The organism is Streptomyces sp. NPDC049597 (assembly GCF_040675505.1).
Taxonomy (GTDB): Bacteria; Actinomycetota; Actinomycetes; order Streptomycetales; family Streptomycetaceae; genus Streptomyces.
Genome location: NZ_JBFAOY010000032.1, coordinates 1 through 18,894 on the forward strand (window position 1 = coordinate 1; position 18,894 = coordinate 18,894).

An 18,894-nucleotide genomic window follows, 5' to 3' on the forward strand; every position below is an offset into this window, starting at 1 on the left:
AGCTGCGAGACCGCGGTACCACTCGCGGGCACCTCCAGCCGGACCGTCATCGAGTACGAGACGCTGGGCGCCGTTGCCATGACCGGATTCCTCTGCTTTCCCTAGCTTCGTTGTGCGCGACACCAGGGGCCGAGGCCCGGCAGCGCCTAACGATGGTGACACCTACCTGCCGGTAGCAGGTAATGCGGTCATTTTGTTTTCGGAAACTGTTTTCCACCATACGAGAGAGCGCCGGGAAACAGAAGAGGCCCGGAGTCACCGATACGGTGCTCCGGGCCTCTTCCAGGTGATTCAAGTGGCACCGACCCGCCATGCTCGCCTCGCGGCAAGTGGTCGCTCGTAGCGACGAAGGTTGGGCCCGGGGGCTTGGATCGAGCCGGTGCCACACCCAGGCTAACGCACCACTCGGGCAAGTGATTCCCGTACGGCGTGTTGACTCGCCGTCAGTCGCCCGCAGGCCGCATCCCTCACTCGCGCAGCAGGTCGGGCACGCCCTCCCCGTCCGGCTGGTCACGGCGGTCCGAGACGACCGTGAGCTGCTGCGTCGCGCGGGTGAGCGCCACATACAGCACCCGCAGTCCGGCCGGCGACTCGTCCGCGATCTCGGCGGGCGAGACGACCACCGTCGCGTCGTACTCCAGTCCCTTCGCCTCCAGCGAACCCAGGGCCACCACGCGCTCGCCGAGGCCCGCGAGCCAGCGGGCCGCCTCCTCGCGCCGGTTCATGGCGACGACGACGCCCACGGTGCCCTCCACCCGGGCCAGCAGCCGCTCGGCCTCGGCCCGCACCGCGCCCGCCAGGTCGCCGCCGTCCGGGACGACGGCGAACCGCGGCTCGACGCCCGTCGAGCGGACCGCCGAGGGCGCCTGCATGCCCGGCATCGCCAGGGTGAGCACCCTCGCGGCCAGCTCGGCGATCTCGGCCGGGTTCCGGTAGTTCACGGTCAGCTCGAAACGACGCCGCGGACGGGTGCCCAGCGCCTCGTCCCGCGCCTCGGCCGCCTCGTCCGGGGACGACCAGGACGACTGGGCCGGATCCCCGACGACGGTCCAGGTGGCGTGCCTGCCGCGGCGGCCCACCATGCGCCACTGCATGGGAGTGAGGTCCTGCGCCTCGTCGACGATCACGTGCGCGTACTCGGTCCGCTCGGCCGCGAGCCGCTCCGCGCGCTCGCGCTGCGACTCCTCGCGCTGCGGCATCAGCTCCTCGAGACCGGTGAGCTGGTCCAGCGGGTCGAGCTCGCGCTTCCTGCGCGGCCTGGCGGGCGTGCCCAGCAGGGTGCCCAGCTCGTCCAGGAGCGCCACGTCGTGCACGGACAGGGCGTCCCGGCGCAGGGAGCGGGCGAGCCTGCGCACCTCACCCGGGTTCAGCACCCGGCGGGCCCAGCGGCCGAGCCGCTTCTCGTCCGCCATCGCCGTCAGCACGCCGCGCGGGGTCAGCTCCGGCCACCAGGCGTCCAGGAACGCGACGAAGTCGTCCTCGCCGGTGATGTCCTCGTCGAAGGACGAGCGCAGCTCGGCCGCCAGCTCGGGGTCCTCGTGGCGTCCGGCGGCGCCGGACTTGGCGTACAGGGCGTCCAGGAGCAGCCGCCGCGCGCGGGGACGCAGCAGATTGACGGGGGTGGTGCCGCCCAGCACGTTGTTGCGGATGCGCTGGAGCTCGTCGGCCTCCAGCTCCAGCCGCCGTCCGAAGGCGACGACCCGCAGCCGGGTGGGGCCCTCCCCCAGTTCGAGGGCGCCCCTGGCGGCCTTGCGCAGCACCTTGAGCATCTTGGAGGAGCCCTTGACCCGGGCCACGGCCGGTTCGTCGTACGCCGTCGCCTCGGCACCGTCCACGAGGGAACCGACCGCGCGGATGGCGACCTGGCCCTCCTCTCCGAGCGAGGGCAGCACGCCTTCGGTGTAGGCCACCAGCAGCGGCGTCGGGGAGACGATCAGGATGCCGCCCGCGTACCGCCGCCGGTCCTGGTAGAGCAGGTACGCGGCCCGGTGCAGGGCCACCGCGGTCTTGCCCGTGCCCGGGCCGCCCTCGACGTAGGTCACGGAGGCGGCGGGCGCGCGGATGACCAGGTCCTGCTCCGCCTGGATGGAGGCGACGATGTCGCGCATGGTGTGGCTGCGGGCCTGCCCCAGGGCCGCCATCAGCGCGCCGTCGCCGACGACGGGCAGCTCCTCGCCGCCGAGGAACGCGGTCAGCTCGGGGCGCATCAGGTCGTCCTCGACCCCGAGGACCTTGCGGCCCTTGGAGCGGATGACGCGCCGGCGCACCACACGGCCGGGGTCGACGGGCGTGGAGCGGTAGAAGGGCGCGGCGGCCGGGGCACGCCAGTCGATGACCAGCGGGGCGTAGTCGGAGTCGAGGACCCCGATGCGGCCGATGTGCAGGGTCTCGCCGATGTCGGCCGTGTTGTCCGGCCGTACGGCGTCGTCGGCGGGCTCGACGGAGGTGTACGCGCCGTCGGGACCCTTCGTGCCGTCCTTGCCGTACAGCAGGTCGATACGGCCGAAGAGGAAGTCCTCGAACTCGTTGTTGAGCCGGTTCAGGTGCACGCCGGCGCGGAAGACCTGGGCGTCCCGCTCGGCGAGCGCGCCGGGCGTGCCGACCTGCCCCCGCTTGGCGGCGTCGTTCATCAGGAACTCCGCCTCGTGGATCTTCTCCTCGAGACGGCGGTACACCCGGTCCAGGTGGATCTGCTCGACGGCGATCTCCCGGTCCCGCACCGAGTCGGCTGCGGAGCCGATCACGGTGTCGACAACGGAATCAACGGATTCAGCGGCATGCGCGGCCACCGAGGCCCCCTTCTGACGTGCACTGGGCAGCCGTCAACCGTACGCCAAGGGGGGCGGACATTGCACCTGTACCGGCCGCGCCCGGGTCGGGGGTCCGCCCGTGCGCGGCCGGGCGGCCTACGCGTCGACCTCCACCAGGCGCTGCCCGTCGAAGGTACGCACCTCGAAGTGGTCGATGTCGTTGCGGTCCATCGCCGCGCCGCCGTGCACGTACAGCGGGTTCTTCGCCGCCTTCTCGGGGCTGTCGGGGATGCCGTAGCCCCACTTCGGAACGGCCCAGGACGTGACGACCTCCTCCTCGCCGGTCTTGGAGACGGCGATGAGGTTGCACTTCAGGGGGCCCTTGACGTTCTTCAGCTCCAGGACGGTGTGGGTGCCCCAGCCCTTCTTCTCCATGCCGACGACAGCGCTGACCTTCGTCGTCGCGTCGGTGGCCTGCACCTTCTCCTCCATGTGGTTGAAGAAGGCGTCCTCGGCGGGGCTCGTCGGGTGCGGTTCGACGGCCTGGTTGCCGGTGGTGTCGTCGGCCGTGACCACGACGGCGACGGCCGGGCCGCCGATGATCAGCGCCGCCGCGGCCGCGAGGAGGTACATGCCACGCCGGCGCTTGGCGGCACGGCCCGCGGCCACCTCGTTCAGCAGACCGTCGAGGACCCGCGGGCTCGGGGACGTGGGCACGACGGGTGCGGGGCGCGGCGGCGGGAAGTCCGTGCGGCCCGGCATGCCGGGCAGGCCGTGCACGTTCTGCGGCGGCGGGGCCGGCGCCTCGGCCAGCATCGCCAGCATCGGCTCCATTCCCGAGAACTCCTCGAGGCGGGCGGCGCAGATGTCGCACGCGGCGAGGTGCGCCTCGAAGGCGGAGGCATCCGCGTCGTCGAGCACGCCGAGCACGTACGCGCCGACGGCGTCGTGTACGGACTCCGGCTCGTACCTGGTCATGACGAGACCCCCCTCTCCTCAAGAGCGAGCTTCATGGAACGGAGCGCGTAGAACACTCGGGACCGCACGGTCCCGCTGGGTATGCCGAGTGTTTCGGCCGCCTCATTGACCGTACGCCCCTTGAAATACGTCTCGACAAGGACTTCCCTGTGGGCGGGCGTCAAATCATCGAGCGCATCCGAGAGCGTCATCAGCCACAACGCCTTGTCGATCTCGTCCTCCGCGGGCATGACCTCCAGCGGCGACGGGTCGACCTCCTGCGGCCGGGCCTGCCGGCTGCGGTGACCGTCGATGACGATGCGCCGGGCGACCGTCACCAGCCAGGGTCGGACAGAGCCGGTCGCCCGGTTGAGCTGACCGGCGTTCTTCCAGGCACGGATGAGCGTCTCCTGCACGACGTCCTCGGCGCGCTGGCGGTCGCCTGCGACGAGACGCAGTACATAGGCGAGCAACGGTCCCGCGTGTTCGCGATAGAGCGCACGCATCAACTCCTCGTCGGGCACGGAGGTGTCGATGCGCGGTTTCTGTCCCCCTGAGCCCTCCGGGCCCGGGAGGTGCCCCTTGCGATGGCGGGCCCGTTGCGGACGGTCATCGGCCACGGCGGCATCCTTGCGCACCTGAACCTCCCCGGTCGAGACCTTGTTTCCTGGTCCCCCTTCACTACGGGGGCCGGGAGGGGATCACTCAACGCGCCGAGAAGAATTTTCAGATCCTTTTCAGTGGGCGGCCGCCTTGCGCCGGTGCCGGGCCACGCGCTCGCGGTTGCCGCACACCTCGCTGGAGCACCAGCGCCGCCGCCGGCCGCGGGATGTGTCCAGGTAGACGCGTGCGCAGTTGTCGCCCTCGCACCGGCGGAGCCGGGAGCGGGCGACGGGGTCGGTGAGCAGGTCGACGGCGTCGCGGGCGACGGCCGCGAGCAGCGCGCCGAGCCCGGGCGCGGCGCTCAACGCCCGTACGAGCGTGCCGTTTTCGTCCCGTACGGCCCTGATGCCGGGCGGCGGCCCCTCGGCGAGGGCGTTGAGGGTCTCCAACGCCGGACCCGCGTTGCTCCCTTCGAGCGCGGCGGCCACCAACTGTGCGACGCATGCGCGCAGTTCGACGAAGCCGGTGACCCAGGAGTCGTCGGCCGCGCCGATCGGGGTCCCGGCGGGCACGAGCCCGGCGCCCGCCAGCCAACAGGAGAGCCGCCCCGGCCCGGCGAGCGGTTCGCACCCGGGTCCCGCCCGGCCGGCCTGTGGTGCCGTGGCCATCAGATCCAGGCAGACCCGCCCGGAGTCGAACCGCCACTCGTACGAGCCCGTGCCCGCCGCCATGTGCCTGTCACCGCCTAGGGTTTCACGACCGGCTGTCCCCACCAGAGTGCCCGCCCGCCCTTCCCCCGGGAAGCCCGCGTCCCGCCACTCCCGGAAGGCGCGGAGCCCTTGATCGGCCCGCCCGACCGCCGACCGGGCCGAACTGCGCCCCCCCGACGACCGAGGTGCGGCGTTCACCGGCACGGCCCGGCCCCCCCACCCGACGACCGGGCCGAACTCAGCCCGCCGACGACCGAGGTGCGGCGTTCACCGGCACAGCCCGGCCCACCCACCCGACGACCGGGCCGAATTCAGCCCCGTCGGCGGTTGAGGCGCGGGGCCCGGGGCAGAGCCCCCGACAAGCGCGCCGCGCCGGCCCACCGGGCATCTCCCGGCCCCACCGCCCGAGGACGCCCAAAATCCGCCCCCGGAGCGCGAGCCCTGGGGGCAGAGCCCCTACAGCTCGTCACGCTCACGCACCGGCAGACGCCCGCAAGCCCACCCACCCGGCGACCGGTGCCTGAAATCAGCCCCGCCGGCGATTGAGGCGCGGGGCCCGGGGCAGAGCCACGGCGAGCCCGCCAGGCACAGGGACCCGACGAGGGCCGCCCCTCACGCCCCCGCGTGCTCCGTCGCCGCCGACGGGTCCAGCGACAGCCGGTACCCGCGTTTGACCACCGTCTGGATCAGCTTCGGCGCGCCCAGCGCCGTCCGCAGGCGCGCCATCGCCGTTTCGACGGCGTGCTCGTCCTTGCCCGTGCCCGGCAGCACCCGCAGCAGGTCGGCCCGGGAGACGACCCAGCCGGGGCGCTGCGACAGCGCCCGCAGCAGCGCCATTCCCGCGGGCGGCACGGGGCGCAGGTCGTCGTCGACCAGGACCGCGTGGCCCCGGATCTCGACACGATGGCCCGCGATCGGCAGCGTACGGGCGCGGGCGGGCAGTTCGGCGCCGAGCAGTTGGACGAGCGGGCCGAGCCGGAAGCGCTCCGGCTGCACCGTGGTCACCCCCGCCGCCTGGAGCGGCATCGCGGTGACCGGCCCCACGCACGCCGCGAGGACGTCGTGGTCGAAGGCCTCCAGCAGCCGGCCCAGCAGCCCGCGGCTCTCCGCACGGGAGAGCAGGGAGGCCGCGGCGGGCGCGCTCGTGAAGGTCACTGCGTCCAGGCCGCGCGCGATGGTCGCGTCGAGGAGCCGGTCGAGCGGAGCGATGTCCTCCGGCTCCATCCACCGGTACACCGGGACGAGGACGACGTCGGCACCGGCGTCGCGCAGTGATTCGACGAACCCGGGCAGCGGCTCGCCGTGCAGCTGGAGCGCGATGCGGCGACCGGAGACGCCCTCGTCCAGCAGCCGGTCCAGCACCTCCGCCATGGACTCGGAGGCCGGCGACCACTCCTCGGTGAGCCCTGCGGCCCGGATCGCGCCCTTCACCTTGGGGCCGCGGGCGAGGAGTTCGACGCCGCGCAGCCGGGCGAGCAGGTCGTCACCGAATCCCCAGCCGTCGGCGGCCTCGACCCAGCCGCGGAAGCCGATGGCGGTGGTGGCGACGACCACGTCGGGCGCGTGGTCGATGAGTTCCTTGGTGGCGGCGAGCAGCTCCGCGTCGTCGGCGAGCGGAACGATGCGCAGCGCCGGGGCGTGCAGCACGGCCGCGCCCCGCCGCTGCAGCAGTGCGCCCAGCTCGTCGGCGCGGCGCGCGGCGGTGACGCCTACGGTGAAGCCCGCGAGCGGACCGTGTGGATGGCCGTGGTCGTGCATGTCGGTCGTCCCTACTGGATGTGCCTGGATGTACCCCATTGGACTGCTGAACTGGCGGCCGAGCCTGTCAAAGGCGCGTGACAGGCCCGGATCGCTCAGATTTCGCCGTTGTTACACACCCACCGATGTTTCCTGCCGGTTCAGACCCGGGCGTACGCGGGCTCGGGCTCCGTCGCGGTCTCCGCGGTGCGGGCCGGGACGACGGCGGGCCGGCGAAGGTATACCGCCCACGTCAGAGCGGAGCACACCGCGTAGAAGGCGAGGAAGGCGACGAAGGCGGCGGTGCCGGTGCCGGCGGTCTGGAAGGACTGGCGGAAGGCGAGGTTGATCGCGAGCCCGCCGAGCGCGCCGACCGCTCCGATGAGCCCCATGGAGGCACCGGAGAGCCGGCGCCCGTAGGCGGCCGCTGTCTCGCCGGTCATGCCCAGGGACAGCGCCTTGTTCTGGAAGATGCCGGGGATCATCTTGTACGTCGAGCCGTTGCCGAGCCCGCTGAGGACGAACAGGGCGATGAAGCCGACGAGGAAGACGCCGAGGGACTCCTGGACGGACGCGGCGATGACGACTCCGGTGGCGGCGGCCATGCCGGCGAAGTTCCACAGGGTGATGCGGGCGCCGCCGAAGCGGTCGGCGAGGGCGCCGCCGAGAGGCCGGATCAGCGAGCCGAGCAGCGGGCCGATGAAGGTGAGCGACGCGGCCTGCAGCGGGGTGCGCCCGAACTGCGTCTGCAGCACGAGACCGAAGGCGAAGCTGTAGCCGATGAACGAGCCGAAGGTGCCGATGTAGAGGAAGGCCATGATCCAGGTGTGGCCCTCCTTGGCGGCGTCCTTCGCGGCCCCGGTGTCGTTCTTGACCGGAGCCAGGTTGTCCATCCACAGGGCCGCGCACAGGGCGGCGACCACGACGAGCGGCATGTAGATGCCGAGCACGAGCCGCGGGTGTGCCGCGCCGGCGGTGCCGATGATCAGCAGGGCGATGAGCTGGATGACGGGCACGCCGATGTTGCCGCCGCCCGCGTTGAGGCCGAGCGCCCACCCCTTCTTCCGCAGCGGGAAGAAGGCGTTGATGTTCGTCATCGACGAGGCGAAGTTGCCGCCGCCGACGCCGGTGAGGGCGGCGACCGCGAGGAACGTGGCGTACGAGGTGCCGGGCTCCATCACCGCGTAGGCGGCGCCGGTCGGCAGGAGCAGCAGCAGCGCGCTGAAGACGGTCCAGTTGCGTCCGCCGAACCGGGCGACGGCGAAGGTGTACGGCACCCGGATCACGGCCCCCACCACGGTCGCCGTGGCGATCAGGAAGAACTTGCCGGCCGGGTCCACGCCGTACTCGGGCCCCATGAAGAGGACCATCACGGACCACAGGCTCCAGATCGAGAACCCGATGTGCTCACTGAGTACGGAGAAAGCGAGATTGCGCCGGGCGATCCGCTCCCCCTTCGTCTGCCAGAACGTCTCGTCCTCGGGGTCCCACTCTTCGATCCACCGGCCTGCCATCGTGCGCCTCCACCTGGGTCTCGTCGTGGGACAAGACGTTATGGACGGCGCGTTTCAGGCCGGTGCCGTGAGGTGACCGGTGCGAAACCTTGCTCTCACGTCCGCCGTACCGGCCCCGTGAGGCCGGGGCCTCGCCGGGCGGCAGGCCATGGTGGGAGGCCCCGCCGTCGGGAGGGCCTCAGGGCCGGCCGCACATCAGGGACGTATCGGTCTCGGGCAGCCATTGTGCAGGATCCCTTTCGAGCCAGCCCTCCCGCTCGGCGAGCTCGGCCGCCGCCCGGCGCAGCGCGTCCAGACCGGGGTGACGCAGCCCCTTGCGCCACACCAGCGAGACCGGCGACAGCGGCACGGGATCGACGAGCGGCCGCCGTACGGTGCCGGGCAGTGCGGGGAAGTCCACGACCACGAGCACCGGATTGCCGGCCTTCTCCATCACCCGCCGGAACTCCTCCTCGCCCACCGCGAGCGGCGCGGGCGGCGCGACGGTGATGCCCCGCCCGGCGAACAGCCGCCGCGCCAGGTCGGTCCACTCCGCTGTCCTCGGGTTCCCGTCCCCGGCGTACACGGTCTCGCCGGCCAGCGCGCCCAGCGGGACGCGCTCCAGTGCCGTGAGCGGATGGGTCCTGGGCAGCAGGACCGCCATGGGCTCCAGCCGTACGGGCTGCTGGGCGAGCTGCGCCCGCACGGAGGGCACGAGTCCGGCGAAACGCCCGAAGGACACGTCGAGCCGGCCGGCCAGGATCTCGGCCGCTGCATGGCTCAGTCCGCTCTCGTAGCGGGCCATCAGCTCGCAGTCCGGGGCGAGGTCACGGGCGTGGGCGAGGACGCGCGCGGATGTCATGGTCGGGCCCGGGCTGTTGAGGTCGACCAGCAGCGGGCGCGCGGCACCGTCGGCGGCCGCGAGCAGTTCGTCCTGGGCGGCGAGCACCCTCCGGGCGTACGGCAGCAGCCGTTCGCCGTCCGCGGTGAGCGTCACGTGCCGGGTGGTCCGCACGAACAGCTCGACGCCCAATTCCCTTTCGAGCCGTCGGACGTCACGGCTGAGCGCCTGCTGGGCGACGTAGAGCCGGGCGGCGGCGCGGGTGAAGTGGAGCTCCTCGGCGACGGCGGCGAAGGCGCGCAGCAGGCGCGGGTCGAGATCTCGGGGCACGCCGCATTCAACAACACAGGTGCGTCAATGGCCAGCGATCAGGTGTTGGACGGCCCAGGGCGGCGGCCGGGAGGGTGGAGCCATGCCGCACACCTCCCGGCCGCACCAGGCGGCTCGACCTCCCCTGCCCGCGATCACGCCCGGATCCCCGGCCTTCGTGCCCCGGTTCGACGCCGGTGACGACGCGGCGCGGACCACCGGGGTCGCGGCTCCTGCGCGGCGCGTACGGCGGCGCAGGCCGCCCGGCCCCTACCGGCGGCTGTTCGCGACGCCCGGTGCCCGTGCGTTCACCGCGGGCAATCTGATCGCCCGTCTCCCGATGGGGATGTTCAGCGTCAGCGCCGTCATCATGATCGCCGGATCCCGGGGTTCGTACGCGCTGGCCGGCGCCGTCACCGCGACCGGTCTCGCCGCCACCGCGCTGGTCGCGCCCTGGACGGCACGGCTCGTCGACCGGTACGGGCAGGCCCGGATCGCCGTGCCCGCCACGGCCGTCGCCGTGCTCGGCGAGCTGGCCCTGCTGCTGTGCGTGCGCTGGCAGGCGCCCGACTGGACGCTGTTCGCCGCCTACGCGGCGACCGCCACCATCCCCAACACGGGGGGCATGTCCCGGGCGCGCTGGGCGCACCTGCACCGGGGCGATCCGGCCGCACTGCACACGGCGAACTCCTTCGAGCAGGCGGCCGACGAGCTCTGCTTCATGCTCGGCCCCGTCCTCGCGGCGTTCCTGTGCGCGGCGCTGTTCCCGGAAGCGGGCACGCTGACCGGTGCGATCCTGCTCCTCACCGGCGTCCTCGTCTTCGCCGCGCAGCGCTCCACCGAGCCGCCCCCGGCACCGCGTACCGCCGCCCGCTCGCCGCTGCGCGCCGCCGGCATGCCCGCTCTCCTCATGGTGTTCCTCGCCACGGGAGCGGTCTTCGGCGCGATGGAGGTGGTCACGCTCGCCTTCGTCGACGGTCCGGCAGCCGGTGCGGTGCTCGCGCTCCAGGCCGCGGGTTCGTGCGCCGCCGGCCTGGTCTACGGCCGGGTCGGCCGGGCGGCCGGTCTCGTCACCACGCTCACCGCGATGACGGTCCTGATGTCGCTGCCGCTGCTGGCCGCCGCCGGCACCGGCTCGGTGCTCGCCGTCGCGGGTGCCCTGCTGCTCGCGGGCATGGCGACGGCACCGACGATGGTGACCGGGATGACCGTGGTCCAGCGTCTGACACCGCCGGGCCAGGCCAACGAGGGCATGACCCTGGCCGTCACCGCGCTGCTCGGGGGCATCGCGGCGGGATCGGCGAGCGGCGGCTGGGTGGTGGAGCACCTGGGCCCCACGACCGGCTACGCCGTGCCGGTGTGCGCCGCGGCGGTGGCACTGGTGGTGGCGGGCATGACGAAGGCCCGGCTGCCGTAGCTGCCGGGCCTTGTCCACATGGGATGCGGGGACCCCGGGGGCATACGCCTCCGGGACCTCCATCGGTGGAGATGGCGGGAATCGAACCCGCGTCCAACGGTGCAGAACCAGGGCTTCTCCGTGTGCAGTCCGCTGCGCTTTTCTCGGCCCCGGAGATCACGCGGACAAGTCTCCGACGGGCTCAGTCACTGTTTGGTTTCCCTCTCGACCCCGTGACCGGGCCTAGAGGTTTAGTTCCCTAGCTGATGCCAGGATCCGGGTCGGGAACAGCCCCGGGCTGACACTTCGCGAGTCGCTACTCAGGCAGCGAGGGCGAAGGAATCGCGCTTGGTGTTGGCGATTATTGGTTGCGACATATGGTTAACGAGATCATTGCCGCTTCCTCGACACGCTTCCCCTGCTTCGACATCCGCTGTCGAAACCGATCATCCCCATGTTGATTTGTCAATCATCGCCCCTGCCGTGCGGGGCAGGTGCCATCGTACGTGACCAACGCACGACGGTGCCACCGTATTCCTGCGGCTTCCCGCGGCTTCCCGCGGCTTGCGGCGACTACGCCCGCTGCCGCCGTCGCGCCGCCGACATCGCGCGGTCCGCCTCGCGGCGGTCCTGCTTCTCCCGCAGCGTCTGGCGCTTGTCGTACTCCTTCTTGCCCTTCGCCAGCGCGATCTCGACCTTGGCCCGGCCGTCCTTGAAGTACAGGACGAGGGGCACGATCGTGTGACCCGTCTCCTGGGACTTCGACTCGAGCTTGTCGATCTCCGCCCGGTGCATCAGCAGCTTCCGCTTGCGACGCGCGCTGTGGTTCGTCCACGTGCCCTGGCTGTACTCGGGGACGTGGACGTTGTGCAGCCACGCCTCGTGGCCGTCGATCTGGACGAAGCCGTCCACCAGCGAGGCCCGCCCCTGACGCAGCGACTTCACCTCGGTCCCCATCAGCACGAGACCGCACTCGTAGGTGTCGAGGATGTGGTAGTCGTGCCGCGCCTTCTTGTTCTGCGCGATCAGCTTGCGCCCTTTTTCCTTTGCCATAGTGCGCTCATTTTCGCACTACGAGGCCCCCCTGAGGCCACTCAATACCGACCGCGCACGCTGTTCGGCGCCCTCGCCCGCCGGCAGGTCCGGCGTGATGCCCTTGCCGTCCACGCTGTGACCGGACGGGGTGCGGTAGTGACCCACCGTGAGCTCGGCCACCGAGCCGTCGGGCAGCCGGCTCGGCATCTGCACCGAGCCCTTGCCGAAGGTGCGCGAGCCGACGGTGATCGCCCGGCCGCGGTCCTTCAGCGCGCCGGTGACCAGCTCGGCCGCGCTCATGGTGCCCGCGTCGACCAGCGCGACGAGGGGCCGGCGGGTGTCTCCGCCGCCGTCCGCGTAGAGCGCCTGCTGCTCGCCGCGCAGGTCGTACGTGGCGACCAGGCCGCCGTCGAGGAAGGCGGACGCGGCCGTCACCGCCTCGGAGACCAGGCCGCCCGCGTTGCCCCGCAGGTCCAGGAGGACGCCCGCGCCCTCGGGCGCCCGGCGCACCGCTTCCCGCACCCGCGCGCCCGACCCCTTGGTGAACGAGGAAACCTTGATCATCACGGTGTCCTCGCCGACGCGGCGGACGGTGACGCTCTCGGTGGTCAGCAGGGTGCGGGTCAGCGTCTCGGTCCAGCGGCGGCCGTCCCGCTCCAGCCCGAGGACGACGTCCGTGCCGTCCGCCCCGCGCAGCAGCGCCACGACGTCGGTGACCGGGCGCCGTGCGACCTCCTGCCCGTCCACGGTCCGCAGCAGGTCGCCGGGCCGGATCCCCGCCCGGTCCGCGGGGCCGCCCTTCTGGACTTCCGCGACCTCCGTGCGGCCGCCGGTGCGCCGGGTCCGCAGACCGACGCCGGTGTACTCGCCGTCGAGGGCGTTCTCGAACTCCTCGAACTCCTCGCTGTCGTACACCGCGCTCCAGCGGTCGCCACTGCGGCTGACGAACTCCTCCGCCGCCTCGGTGCCCGACTTGCCGTCCGCCATCGCCTCGGCCGCGGCCCGGGCGACCGCGTCGCGGTCGACGGCCTGGGCCGCCGCGTGGACGGAGAGCCTGCGCGATGTCTCCTGCCTCTCGCCCGGCAGACCGCCGGTGGCGGCGGCGGTGGCGAGAACGGTCGCGAAGACCGCGGTCAGGGCTGCCCCACGGCGCATGCCGTGGGGCCGAGGACTGAACTCGGGTCCCGACATGGCGTCGAGTCTAGGACAAGCGAAGGGCGCCGTACGGCCGTTGACCGTACGACGCCCGGGGCGCTTGTCACACCTTGAGGTACTTGCGCAGTGCGATGAAAGCCGCAACAGCGGGCATCAGCAGACCGATCACAAGGATCAGGGGCAGCACGGCCAGAACCGAGTCCCAGCCGATGAAGTTCACCAACTGCATCTTGTCGGCCAGCGCGAGGCCGTTGTCGATGAGGAAGTACCGTCCGACGAGCAGCATCACGCAGGCGACGGCTCCGCCGAGCACGCCGGCGACGGCGGCCTCCATGATGAACGGCGTCTGGATGTAGAAGCTGGACGAACCCACCAGACGCATGATGCCGGTCTCACGCCGTCGGCTGAACGCCGAGACGCGCACGGTGTTGACGATCAGCATCATCGCGATGACGAGCATCAGGCCCATGACGCACAGAGCGGCGATGCGCATGCCGTTCATCAAGTCGAAGAGGTTCTGCAGGATGTTGCGCTGGTCCTGGACGGACTGCACACCGTCCCGGCCGGCGAACGCCGTCGCGACCACCTTGTACTTCTCGGGGTCGTGGAGCTTGACCCGGAACGACTCCTGCATCTGGTCCGGCGTGATGGTGGACGCGATGGGGGTGTCGCCGTACTGCTCCTTGTAGTGCTTGTACGCCTGCTCGGCCGTCTCGTGGTCGACGGTGTCGACGACGTCCATCTTCTTGAGATCGGACTCGATCTGTTCCTTCTGCGCACTGGTGACGGCGCCCTTGGCGCACTGGGGCGACGTGGCCGCGTCGTTCTTGTTGCACAGGAAGATGGAGACGTTGACCTTGTCGTACCAGAAGTCCTTCATCGTGTTGACCTGCTCACGCATGAGCAGCGCGCCACCGAAGAGAGCGAGGGACAGGGCGACGGAGACGATGACGGCGAACGTCATCGTGAGGTTGCGACGGAGACCGACACCGATCTCCGACATGACGAACTGGGCGCGCATGGCGTGCTTTCAGCCTTTCAGTCTGTCCGGGCTCAGTGCTGGTAGCCGTAGACGCCGCGTGCCTGGTCGCGTACGAGACGGCCCTGCTCGAGCTCGATGACGCGCTTGCGCATCTGGTCGACGATGTTCTGGTCGTGCGTCGCCATCACCACGGTCGTACCGGTGCGGTTGATGCGGTCGAGCAGCTTCATGATGCCGACCGACGTCTGGGGGTCGAGGTTTCCGGTCGGCTCGTCCGCGATCAGCAGCATCGGACGGTTGACGAAGGCACGGGCGATCGCCACGCGCTGCTGCTCACCGCCGGAGAGCTCACCGGGCATCCGGTCCTCCTTCCCGCCGAGTCCGACGAGGTCGAGGACCTGCGGCACGGCCTTGCGGATCTCGCCGCGCGGCTTTCCGATGACCTCCTGGGCGAACGCCACGTTCTCGGCGACGGTCTTGTTGGGCAGGAGGCGGAAGTCCTGGAAGACGGTGCCCAGCTGGCGCCGCATGTGCGGCACCTTCCAGTTGGACAGGCGGGCCAGGTCCTTGCCGAGGACATGGACCATGCCCTGGCTGGCGCGCTCCTCGCGAAGGACGAGCCGCAGGAAGGTGGACTTGCCGGAACCGGACGATCCCACGAGGAAGACGAACTCGCCCTTCTCGATTTCGAGGGAGACGTCGCGCAGGGCAGGTCGGTTCTGCTTGGGGTAGCTCTTGGAGACGTTGTCGAATCGGATCACGGGTGCACCACGGTCGGCCGGGAGTAGGTGTGCGTGACCTTACGCGAACCGGGACGCGCCGTGCAGGCACCGCCCCGAGTTGCCCTTTTTGTCCGGTCGTGGATCGGGGGTAATCCGGGCGGGGCGCGCCGAAAAGCGCGCGAGCTGGCACAGTGGTAGGGGAACAGTGGCCTTTCCCAGTGCGTTGTCGGGAGAGAAGTGTGCTGACGGTCCGCGCCTGCGGCTCCGGCGCGCGGGAGGAGGAAAGCGCATGACCTACGACCGATTGGTGTGCGCCAACTGCGCGGCACCCGTTGCCGAGGGCCGCTGCCCGGTCTGCCGGGCCAATCGTGAGCGCCTCCAGCAGGAGGGTCCCTTCGGCGGCATGAGCCCCGCGATGCTGCTGGCCCTGCTGGTGGCCCTGATAGCGACGCTGACGATGTTCGCGGCGTACAGGACCGCGTAACCCAAGGACACGACGAAGGGCCCGGGTGCTCGGCACCCGGGCCCTTCGGTTGCGCTATGCGCTTGTCACGGTCCGTATCGCTCAGACAGCAGCGCGTCCGCCACCGACGAGACGCGGCAGCATACGGAAGCCGATGCCACCGGCGATCATCGTCGCGGCGCCGATCAGCAGGAACGTGGTCTCGGCCGCGCCGGTCTCGGCGAGCTCGCCGCCGTTGCCGGTGCCGTTTCCGGTGCCGGACAGCTCTTCCTTGCCCTGGCCCTGCTCGACGGGCTGCGAGCCGGCGTTGTCGGTGTCGGTGCCGTCACCGTCGATCACGCCGCCGTTGGGGTCGGTGTCGTTGCCACCGTCGCCGCCGCCGTTCTCGCCGCCGCCGTTCTCGTTGCCGCCGTCGGTACCACCGTTCTGGTTGCCACCGTTCTCGTTGCCGCCGTCAGCGCCACCGTCGGCACCGCCGTCAGCGCCACCGTCAGCACCGCCGTCAGCACCACCGTCGGCACCGCCGTCGGCACCGCCATCGGCGCCACCGTCAGCACCGCCGTCGGCACCACCATCGGCACCACCGTCAGCACCGCCATCGGCACCACCATCGGCGCCACCGTCAGCACCGCCATCGGCACCACCGTCAGCACCGCCATCGGCACCACCGTCAGCACCGCCGTCAGCGCCACCATCGGCACCACCGTCAGCACCGCCATCGGCACCGCCATCGGCACCACCGTCAGCACCGCCGTCCGTGCCGCCATCACCACCGCCGGGCGGGCAGCCCAGCGGGGCGGTCTCGCACGGCTCATCGTCGTTGATGCCGATGCCGGCGTCGACGCCGTTCTCGTCCGCGTTGGCGGAGACCTCAAGGGGGCCCACGTTGATGTCGAGGGCCTGTGCGGCGCCGGCGGCGGTCAGCGACGCACCCGCGGCGATCACCGCGCCGGCGGCTATACGCGCGACACGGATCCGCGTCTTCTTGGTCATCTGGCTGCTACCCCCAGTAGCTATCTCGTCAATGGAGCAGCGCCCGGGGCAGCCGGCTCGGGGGTCTTTGCTCTGTGCCCCCGTTCACACGCGCCCCGGAGATACGCATGCCGCGCGCCAGCTTTCCCAGTTTTTGCAACACCGTCAAGGTCGTTGCGGGCGCGATGTCCGAAATGCTGTCAGTTGCCTGACGTGCGGGGAAGCAACTGTGACAGAAACGGGAACTGCCGCCCCGTAGGCGGCAGTTCACTTGTCGACAAAGCGAGGACTTACTTCTCCTGCTGCTTGCGCCAGCGAATTCCGGCTTCCAGGAAGCCGTCGATCTCGCCGTCGAGCACCGACTGCGGGTTGCCCACCTCGAACTCCGTACGCAGGTCCTTGACCATCTGGTACGGGTGCAGGACGTACGAACGCATCTGGTTGCCCCAGGAGTTGCCGCCGTCGCCCTTGAGGGCGTCCATCTTGGCCTGCTCCTCCTGACGGCGGCGCTCCAGCAGCTTCGCCTGGAGGACGTTCATCGCGCTCGCCTTGTTCTGGATCTGCGAGCGCTCGTTCTGGCAGGAGACCACGATGCCGGTCGGGATGTGCGTGATGCGCACCGCCGAGTCGGTGGTGTTGACGCCCTGACCGCCGGGGCCGGAGGCGCGGTACACGTCGATGCGCAGCTCCGACTCGTCGATCTCGACGTGGTCGGACTGCTCGACGACCGGCAGCACCTCGACGCCCGCGAAGGACGTCTGGCGGCGGCCCTGGTTGTCGAAGGGCGAGATGCGCACCAGTCGGTGCGTGCCCTGCTCGACGGAGAGCGTGCCGTACGCGTACGGCGCCTTGACGACGAAGGTGGTCGACTTGATGCCGGCCTCTTCCGCGTAGGACGTCTCGTAGACCTCGGTGCCGTAGCCGTGCCGCTCGGCCCAGCGCAGGTACATGCGCTGCAGCTGCTCGGCGAAGTCGGCGGCGTCGACGCCGCCGGCCTCCGCGCGGATGTTGACCAGCGCCTCGCGCTCGTCGTACTCGCCGGACAGGAGGGTGCGGACCTCCATCTCGTCCAGCGCCTTGCGCACGGCCTCCAGCTCGGCCTCGGCCTCGGCACGGGTGTCCGGGTCGTCCTCGGCCTCCGCGAGCTCGAAGAGCACCTCGAGGTCGTCGATACGGCCTCGGAGCGCCTCGGCCTTGCGGACCTCGGCCTGGAGGTGCGAAAGCTTGCTCGTGATCTTCTGCGCCGCCTCGGGGTCGTCCCACAGGGACGGTGCCGCCGCCTGCTCCTCGAGCACGGCGATGTCTGCCCTCAGCCTGTCGAGGTCCAGAACGGCCTCGATCGACCCCATGGTCGAGGAAAGGGACTTCAGCTCTTCGGAAACATCGACGACTGCCACGGGTCCAGCGTAACGGCTGAGCGGCGGAACCCGTGCTGCCCCTGGTTCCGCCCCCCGGCCACGGCCCGTGGGCGGGGCCGTGCCGGACGGCGTCTAGGGCATGGAGGGAGCGGACTGCCGGGTCTCCTCCGGCGCGGGCTCGGTGTCGTCGCCGCCGGCGGCCAGCCAGCCGCCGACCCCCACGGCCGCGGCCACCACCACGGCGGCGACACCCACGGTGATACGGCGCTTGCGGACCGAAGCCGCCCGGTTGCGGGCCGAGCCGGGACGACGCTGGCCGGGGGCGCGGGGCGCACGGGCGGTGCCGTGGGCGCCGCCCGCGAGCTCGTCCGGGGCGGGCACCCGCATCGAGGTGTGGGTGTCGCGGTTGGAGTCGGCAGGTGCCGATCCGGGGACGAGCGGGACAGCCCCGCGGCGGCGCACCTCGCTCCGGACGGCCGGTGCCACGTCCTCGTACGGCTCGGGCGCGGGCTCCGCCTCGGGCTCGTCGACTTCCAGCGGGGGCATGCCCGCGAGCATCGGCAGCAGGTCGTGCAGCCGGTGCGCCAGCTCGGAGGCGCGCAGCCGGGAGGCGGGCGCCTTGGCGAGGCACTGGACGATCAGCTGCCACAGCTCGTCGGGGATGCCCGGCAGCGGGACGACGGTCTCGGTGACGTGGCGGCGCAGAACGGCCCCGGGGTGACCGCCTCCGAAGGGCGTGAACCCGGCCAGAAGCTCGTACAGGACGGTGGCCAGCGCGTAGATGTCGACCGCCGCGCGGGGCGGCAGGCCCTCGACGATCTCGGGTGCGATGTAGTCCGGGGTGCCGATGATCCCCGACGGGTTCGGGGCACCCCCGCCCGTGGCCCGCACGGCCTTGGTGCGGCGCGGGGTGTCGATCAGCTTGGCGACGCCGAAGTCGGTCAGCAGCGCCGGGTGGGACCCGGCCGGACCGAGCGGGCCCTCCATGTCGAGCAGGATGTTCTCCGGCTTGACGTCCCGGTGCACGACCCCGGCCGCGTGGGCGGCGGCGAGGCCGTCGGCGACGTCCGCGATGATCGCGACCGCCGCCTCGGGCGCGAGCCGGCGCTCGCGGTCGAGGCGGGTGCGCAGATCGGTGCCGCGTACGAGGTCCATGACCAGCGCGAGGTCGTTGCCGTCGACGACGAGGTCGCGGACGCCGACGACCCGGGGGTGGTCGAGCCCGAGGAGGGCCGTGCGTTCCTGGACGAAGCGGCCGACCAGCTCCTGGTCGCAGGCCAGGTCCTCGCGAAGAAGCTTGATGGCGACGGGCCCGTCGGGCCCCTCGCCGAGCCACACCGTTCCGGCGCTTCCCCGCCCCAGGATCTGATGGGCCGTGTATCGGCTGCCGATATTCCGTGCCAAGACTGCT

General features: G+C 71.5%; 16 protein-coding genes and 1 other RNA gene. 2 read left to right on the top strand and 15 right to left on the bottom strand.

All coding sequences use genetic code 11. The annotated features are described in order from the left end of the window. Nucleotides 1-467: 467 nt before the first annotated feature. The 7 genes from AB0K02_RS28000 to AB0K02_RS28030 form a co-directional block, all read right to left on the bottom strand. Nucleotides 468-2,744, bottom strand: a complete 2,277-nt coding sequence (locus tag AB0K02_RS28000; RefSeq protein WP_365995356.1) for a UvrD-helicase domain-containing protein — start codon at nucleotides 2,742-2,744, stop codon at nucleotides 468-470. 162 nt (nucleotides 2,745-2,906) lie between these two features. Further along, entirely contained in the window at nucleotides 2,907-3,728 is an 822-nt protein-coding gene (locus AB0K02_RS28005) for a zf-HC2 domain-containing protein (protein ID WP_365995309.1), read from the bottom strand. Next, a complete protein-coding gene (locus AB0K02_RS28010) occupies nucleotides 3,725-4,345 on the bottom strand; it encodes a sigma-70 family RNA polymerase sigma factor (protein WP_365995310.1) in 621 nt (206 codons plus the stop codon). The genes AB0K02_RS28005 and AB0K02_RS28010 overlap by 4 nt, the downstream gene beginning before the upstream one ends. A gap of 99 nt (nucleotides 4,346-4,444) precedes the next feature. Further along, on the bottom strand, nucleotides 4,445-5,041 hold the full coding sequence (locus AB0K02_RS28015) for an ABATE domain-containing protein (protein ID WP_365995311.1): 597 nt from the start codon (nucleotides 5,039-5,041) through the stop codon (nucleotides 4,445-4,447). Nucleotides 5,042-5,632: 591 nt separating this feature from the next. Continuing rightward, nucleotides 5,633-6,778, bottom strand: coding sequence for a uroporphyrinogen-III synthase (locus AB0K02_RS28020; protein ID WP_365995313.1), 1,146 nt, complete (start codon nucleotides 6,776-6,778; stop codon nucleotides 5,633-5,635). A gap of 140 nt (nucleotides 6,779-6,918) precedes the next feature. Continuing rightward, nucleotides 6,919-8,271: a nitrate/nitrite transporter gene (locus AB0K02_RS28025; protein ID WP_365995314.1), complete on the bottom strand. Its 1,353-nt coding sequence runs from the start codon at nucleotides 8,269-8,271 to the stop codon at nucleotides 6,919-6,921. Between the two features lie 178 nt (nucleotides 8,272-8,449). Further along, nucleotides 8,450-9,421 carry a LysR family transcriptional regulator gene (locus tag AB0K02_RS28030; protein ID WP_365995315.1) on the bottom strand — a complete coding sequence of 324 codons (972 nt, stop codon included), beginning with the start codon at nucleotides 9,419-9,421 and terminating at the stop codon, nucleotides 8,450-8,452. Nucleotides 9,422-9,503: 82 nt separating this feature from the next. Here AB0K02_RS28030 and AB0K02_RS28035 point away from each other — a divergent pair, with 82 nt between their 5' ends. Next, complete coding sequence (locus AB0K02_RS28035) at nucleotides 9,504-10,817, top strand: MFS transporter (protein ID WP_365995316.1); 1,314 nt, start codon at nucleotides 9,504-9,506, stop codon at nucleotides 10,815-10,817. Between the two features lie 63 nt (nucleotides 10,818-10,880). Here the strand turns inward: AB0K02_RS28035 and ssrA are convergent. From ssrA to ftsE, 5 genes are all read right to left on the bottom strand, one after another. Continuing rightward, nucleotides 10,881-11,250, bottom strand: a transfer-messenger RNA (tmRNA) gene (ssrA, locus tag AB0K02_RS28040). 119 nt (nucleotides 11,251-11,369) lie between these two features. Further along, the gene (gene smpB / locus AB0K02_RS28045) at nucleotides 11,370-11,849 is read right to left on the bottom strand and encodes an SsrA-binding protein SmpB (protein WP_365995317.1); all 480 of its coding nucleotides are present in this window, start codon (nucleotides 11,847-11,849) and stop codon (nucleotides 11,370-11,372) included. An 18-nt stretch (nucleotides 11,850-11,867) separates the two neighbouring features. Further along, complete coding sequence (locus tag AB0K02_RS28050) at nucleotides 11,868-13,022, bottom strand: S41 family peptidase (RefSeq protein ID WP_365995318.1); 1,155 nt, start codon at nucleotides 13,020-13,022, stop codon at nucleotides 11,868-11,870. A 67-nt stretch (nucleotides 13,023-13,089) separates the two neighbouring features. Beyond that, complete coding sequence (ftsX, locus tag AB0K02_RS28055; protein ID WP_365995319.1) at nucleotides 13,090-14,007, bottom strand: permease-like cell division protein FtsX; 918 nt, start codon at nucleotides 14,005-14,007, stop codon at nucleotides 13,090-13,092. A 32-nt stretch (nucleotides 14,008-14,039) separates the two neighbouring features. After that, nucleotides 14,040-14,729 (bottom strand): cell division ATP-binding protein FtsE, encoded by a 690-nt coding sequence (gene ftsE, locus AB0K02_RS28060; protein WP_365995320.1) that lies wholly within the window; start codon nucleotides 14,727-14,729, stop codon nucleotides 14,040-14,042. A 250-nt stretch (nucleotides 14,730-14,979) separates the two neighbouring features. Between ftsE and AB0K02_RS28065 the strand changes: the two genes are divergently transcribed. Further along, on the top strand, nucleotides 14,980-15,174 hold the full coding sequence (locus AB0K02_RS28065) for a hypothetical protein (RefSeq protein WP_365995321.1): 195 nt from the start codon (nucleotides 14,980-14,982) through the stop codon (nucleotides 15,172-15,174). Between the two features lie 81 nt (nucleotides 15,175-15,255). Here AB0K02_RS28065 and AB0K02_RS28070 read toward each other — a convergent pair whose 3' ends face one another. The 3 genes from AB0K02_RS28070 to AB0K02_RS28080 all read right to left on the bottom strand — a co-directional run bounded on the left by AB0K02_RS28070 (nucleotide 15,256) and on the right by AB0K02_RS28080 (nucleotide 18,887). After that, nucleotides 15,256-16,146, bottom strand: a complete 891-nt coding sequence (locus tag AB0K02_RS28070; protein ID WP_365995322.1) for a hypothetical protein — start codon at nucleotides 16,144-16,146, stop codon at nucleotides 15,256-15,258. 269 nt (nucleotides 16,147-16,415) lie between these two features. Next, nucleotides 16,416-17,522 carry a peptide chain release factor 2 gene (gene prfB / locus AB0K02_RS28075; protein ID WP_365995323.1) on the bottom strand — a complete coding sequence of 369 codons (1,107 nt, stop codon included), beginning with the start codon at nucleotides 17,520-17,522 and terminating at the stop codon, nucleotides 16,416-16,418. Nucleotides 17,523-17,615: 93 nt separating this feature from the next. After that, entirely contained in the window at nucleotides 17,616-18,887 is a 1,272-nt protein-coding gene (locus AB0K02_RS28080) for a serine/threonine-protein kinase (protein ID WP_365995324.1), read from the bottom strand. Between the last annotated feature and the right edge of the window lie 7 nt (nucleotides 18,888-18,894).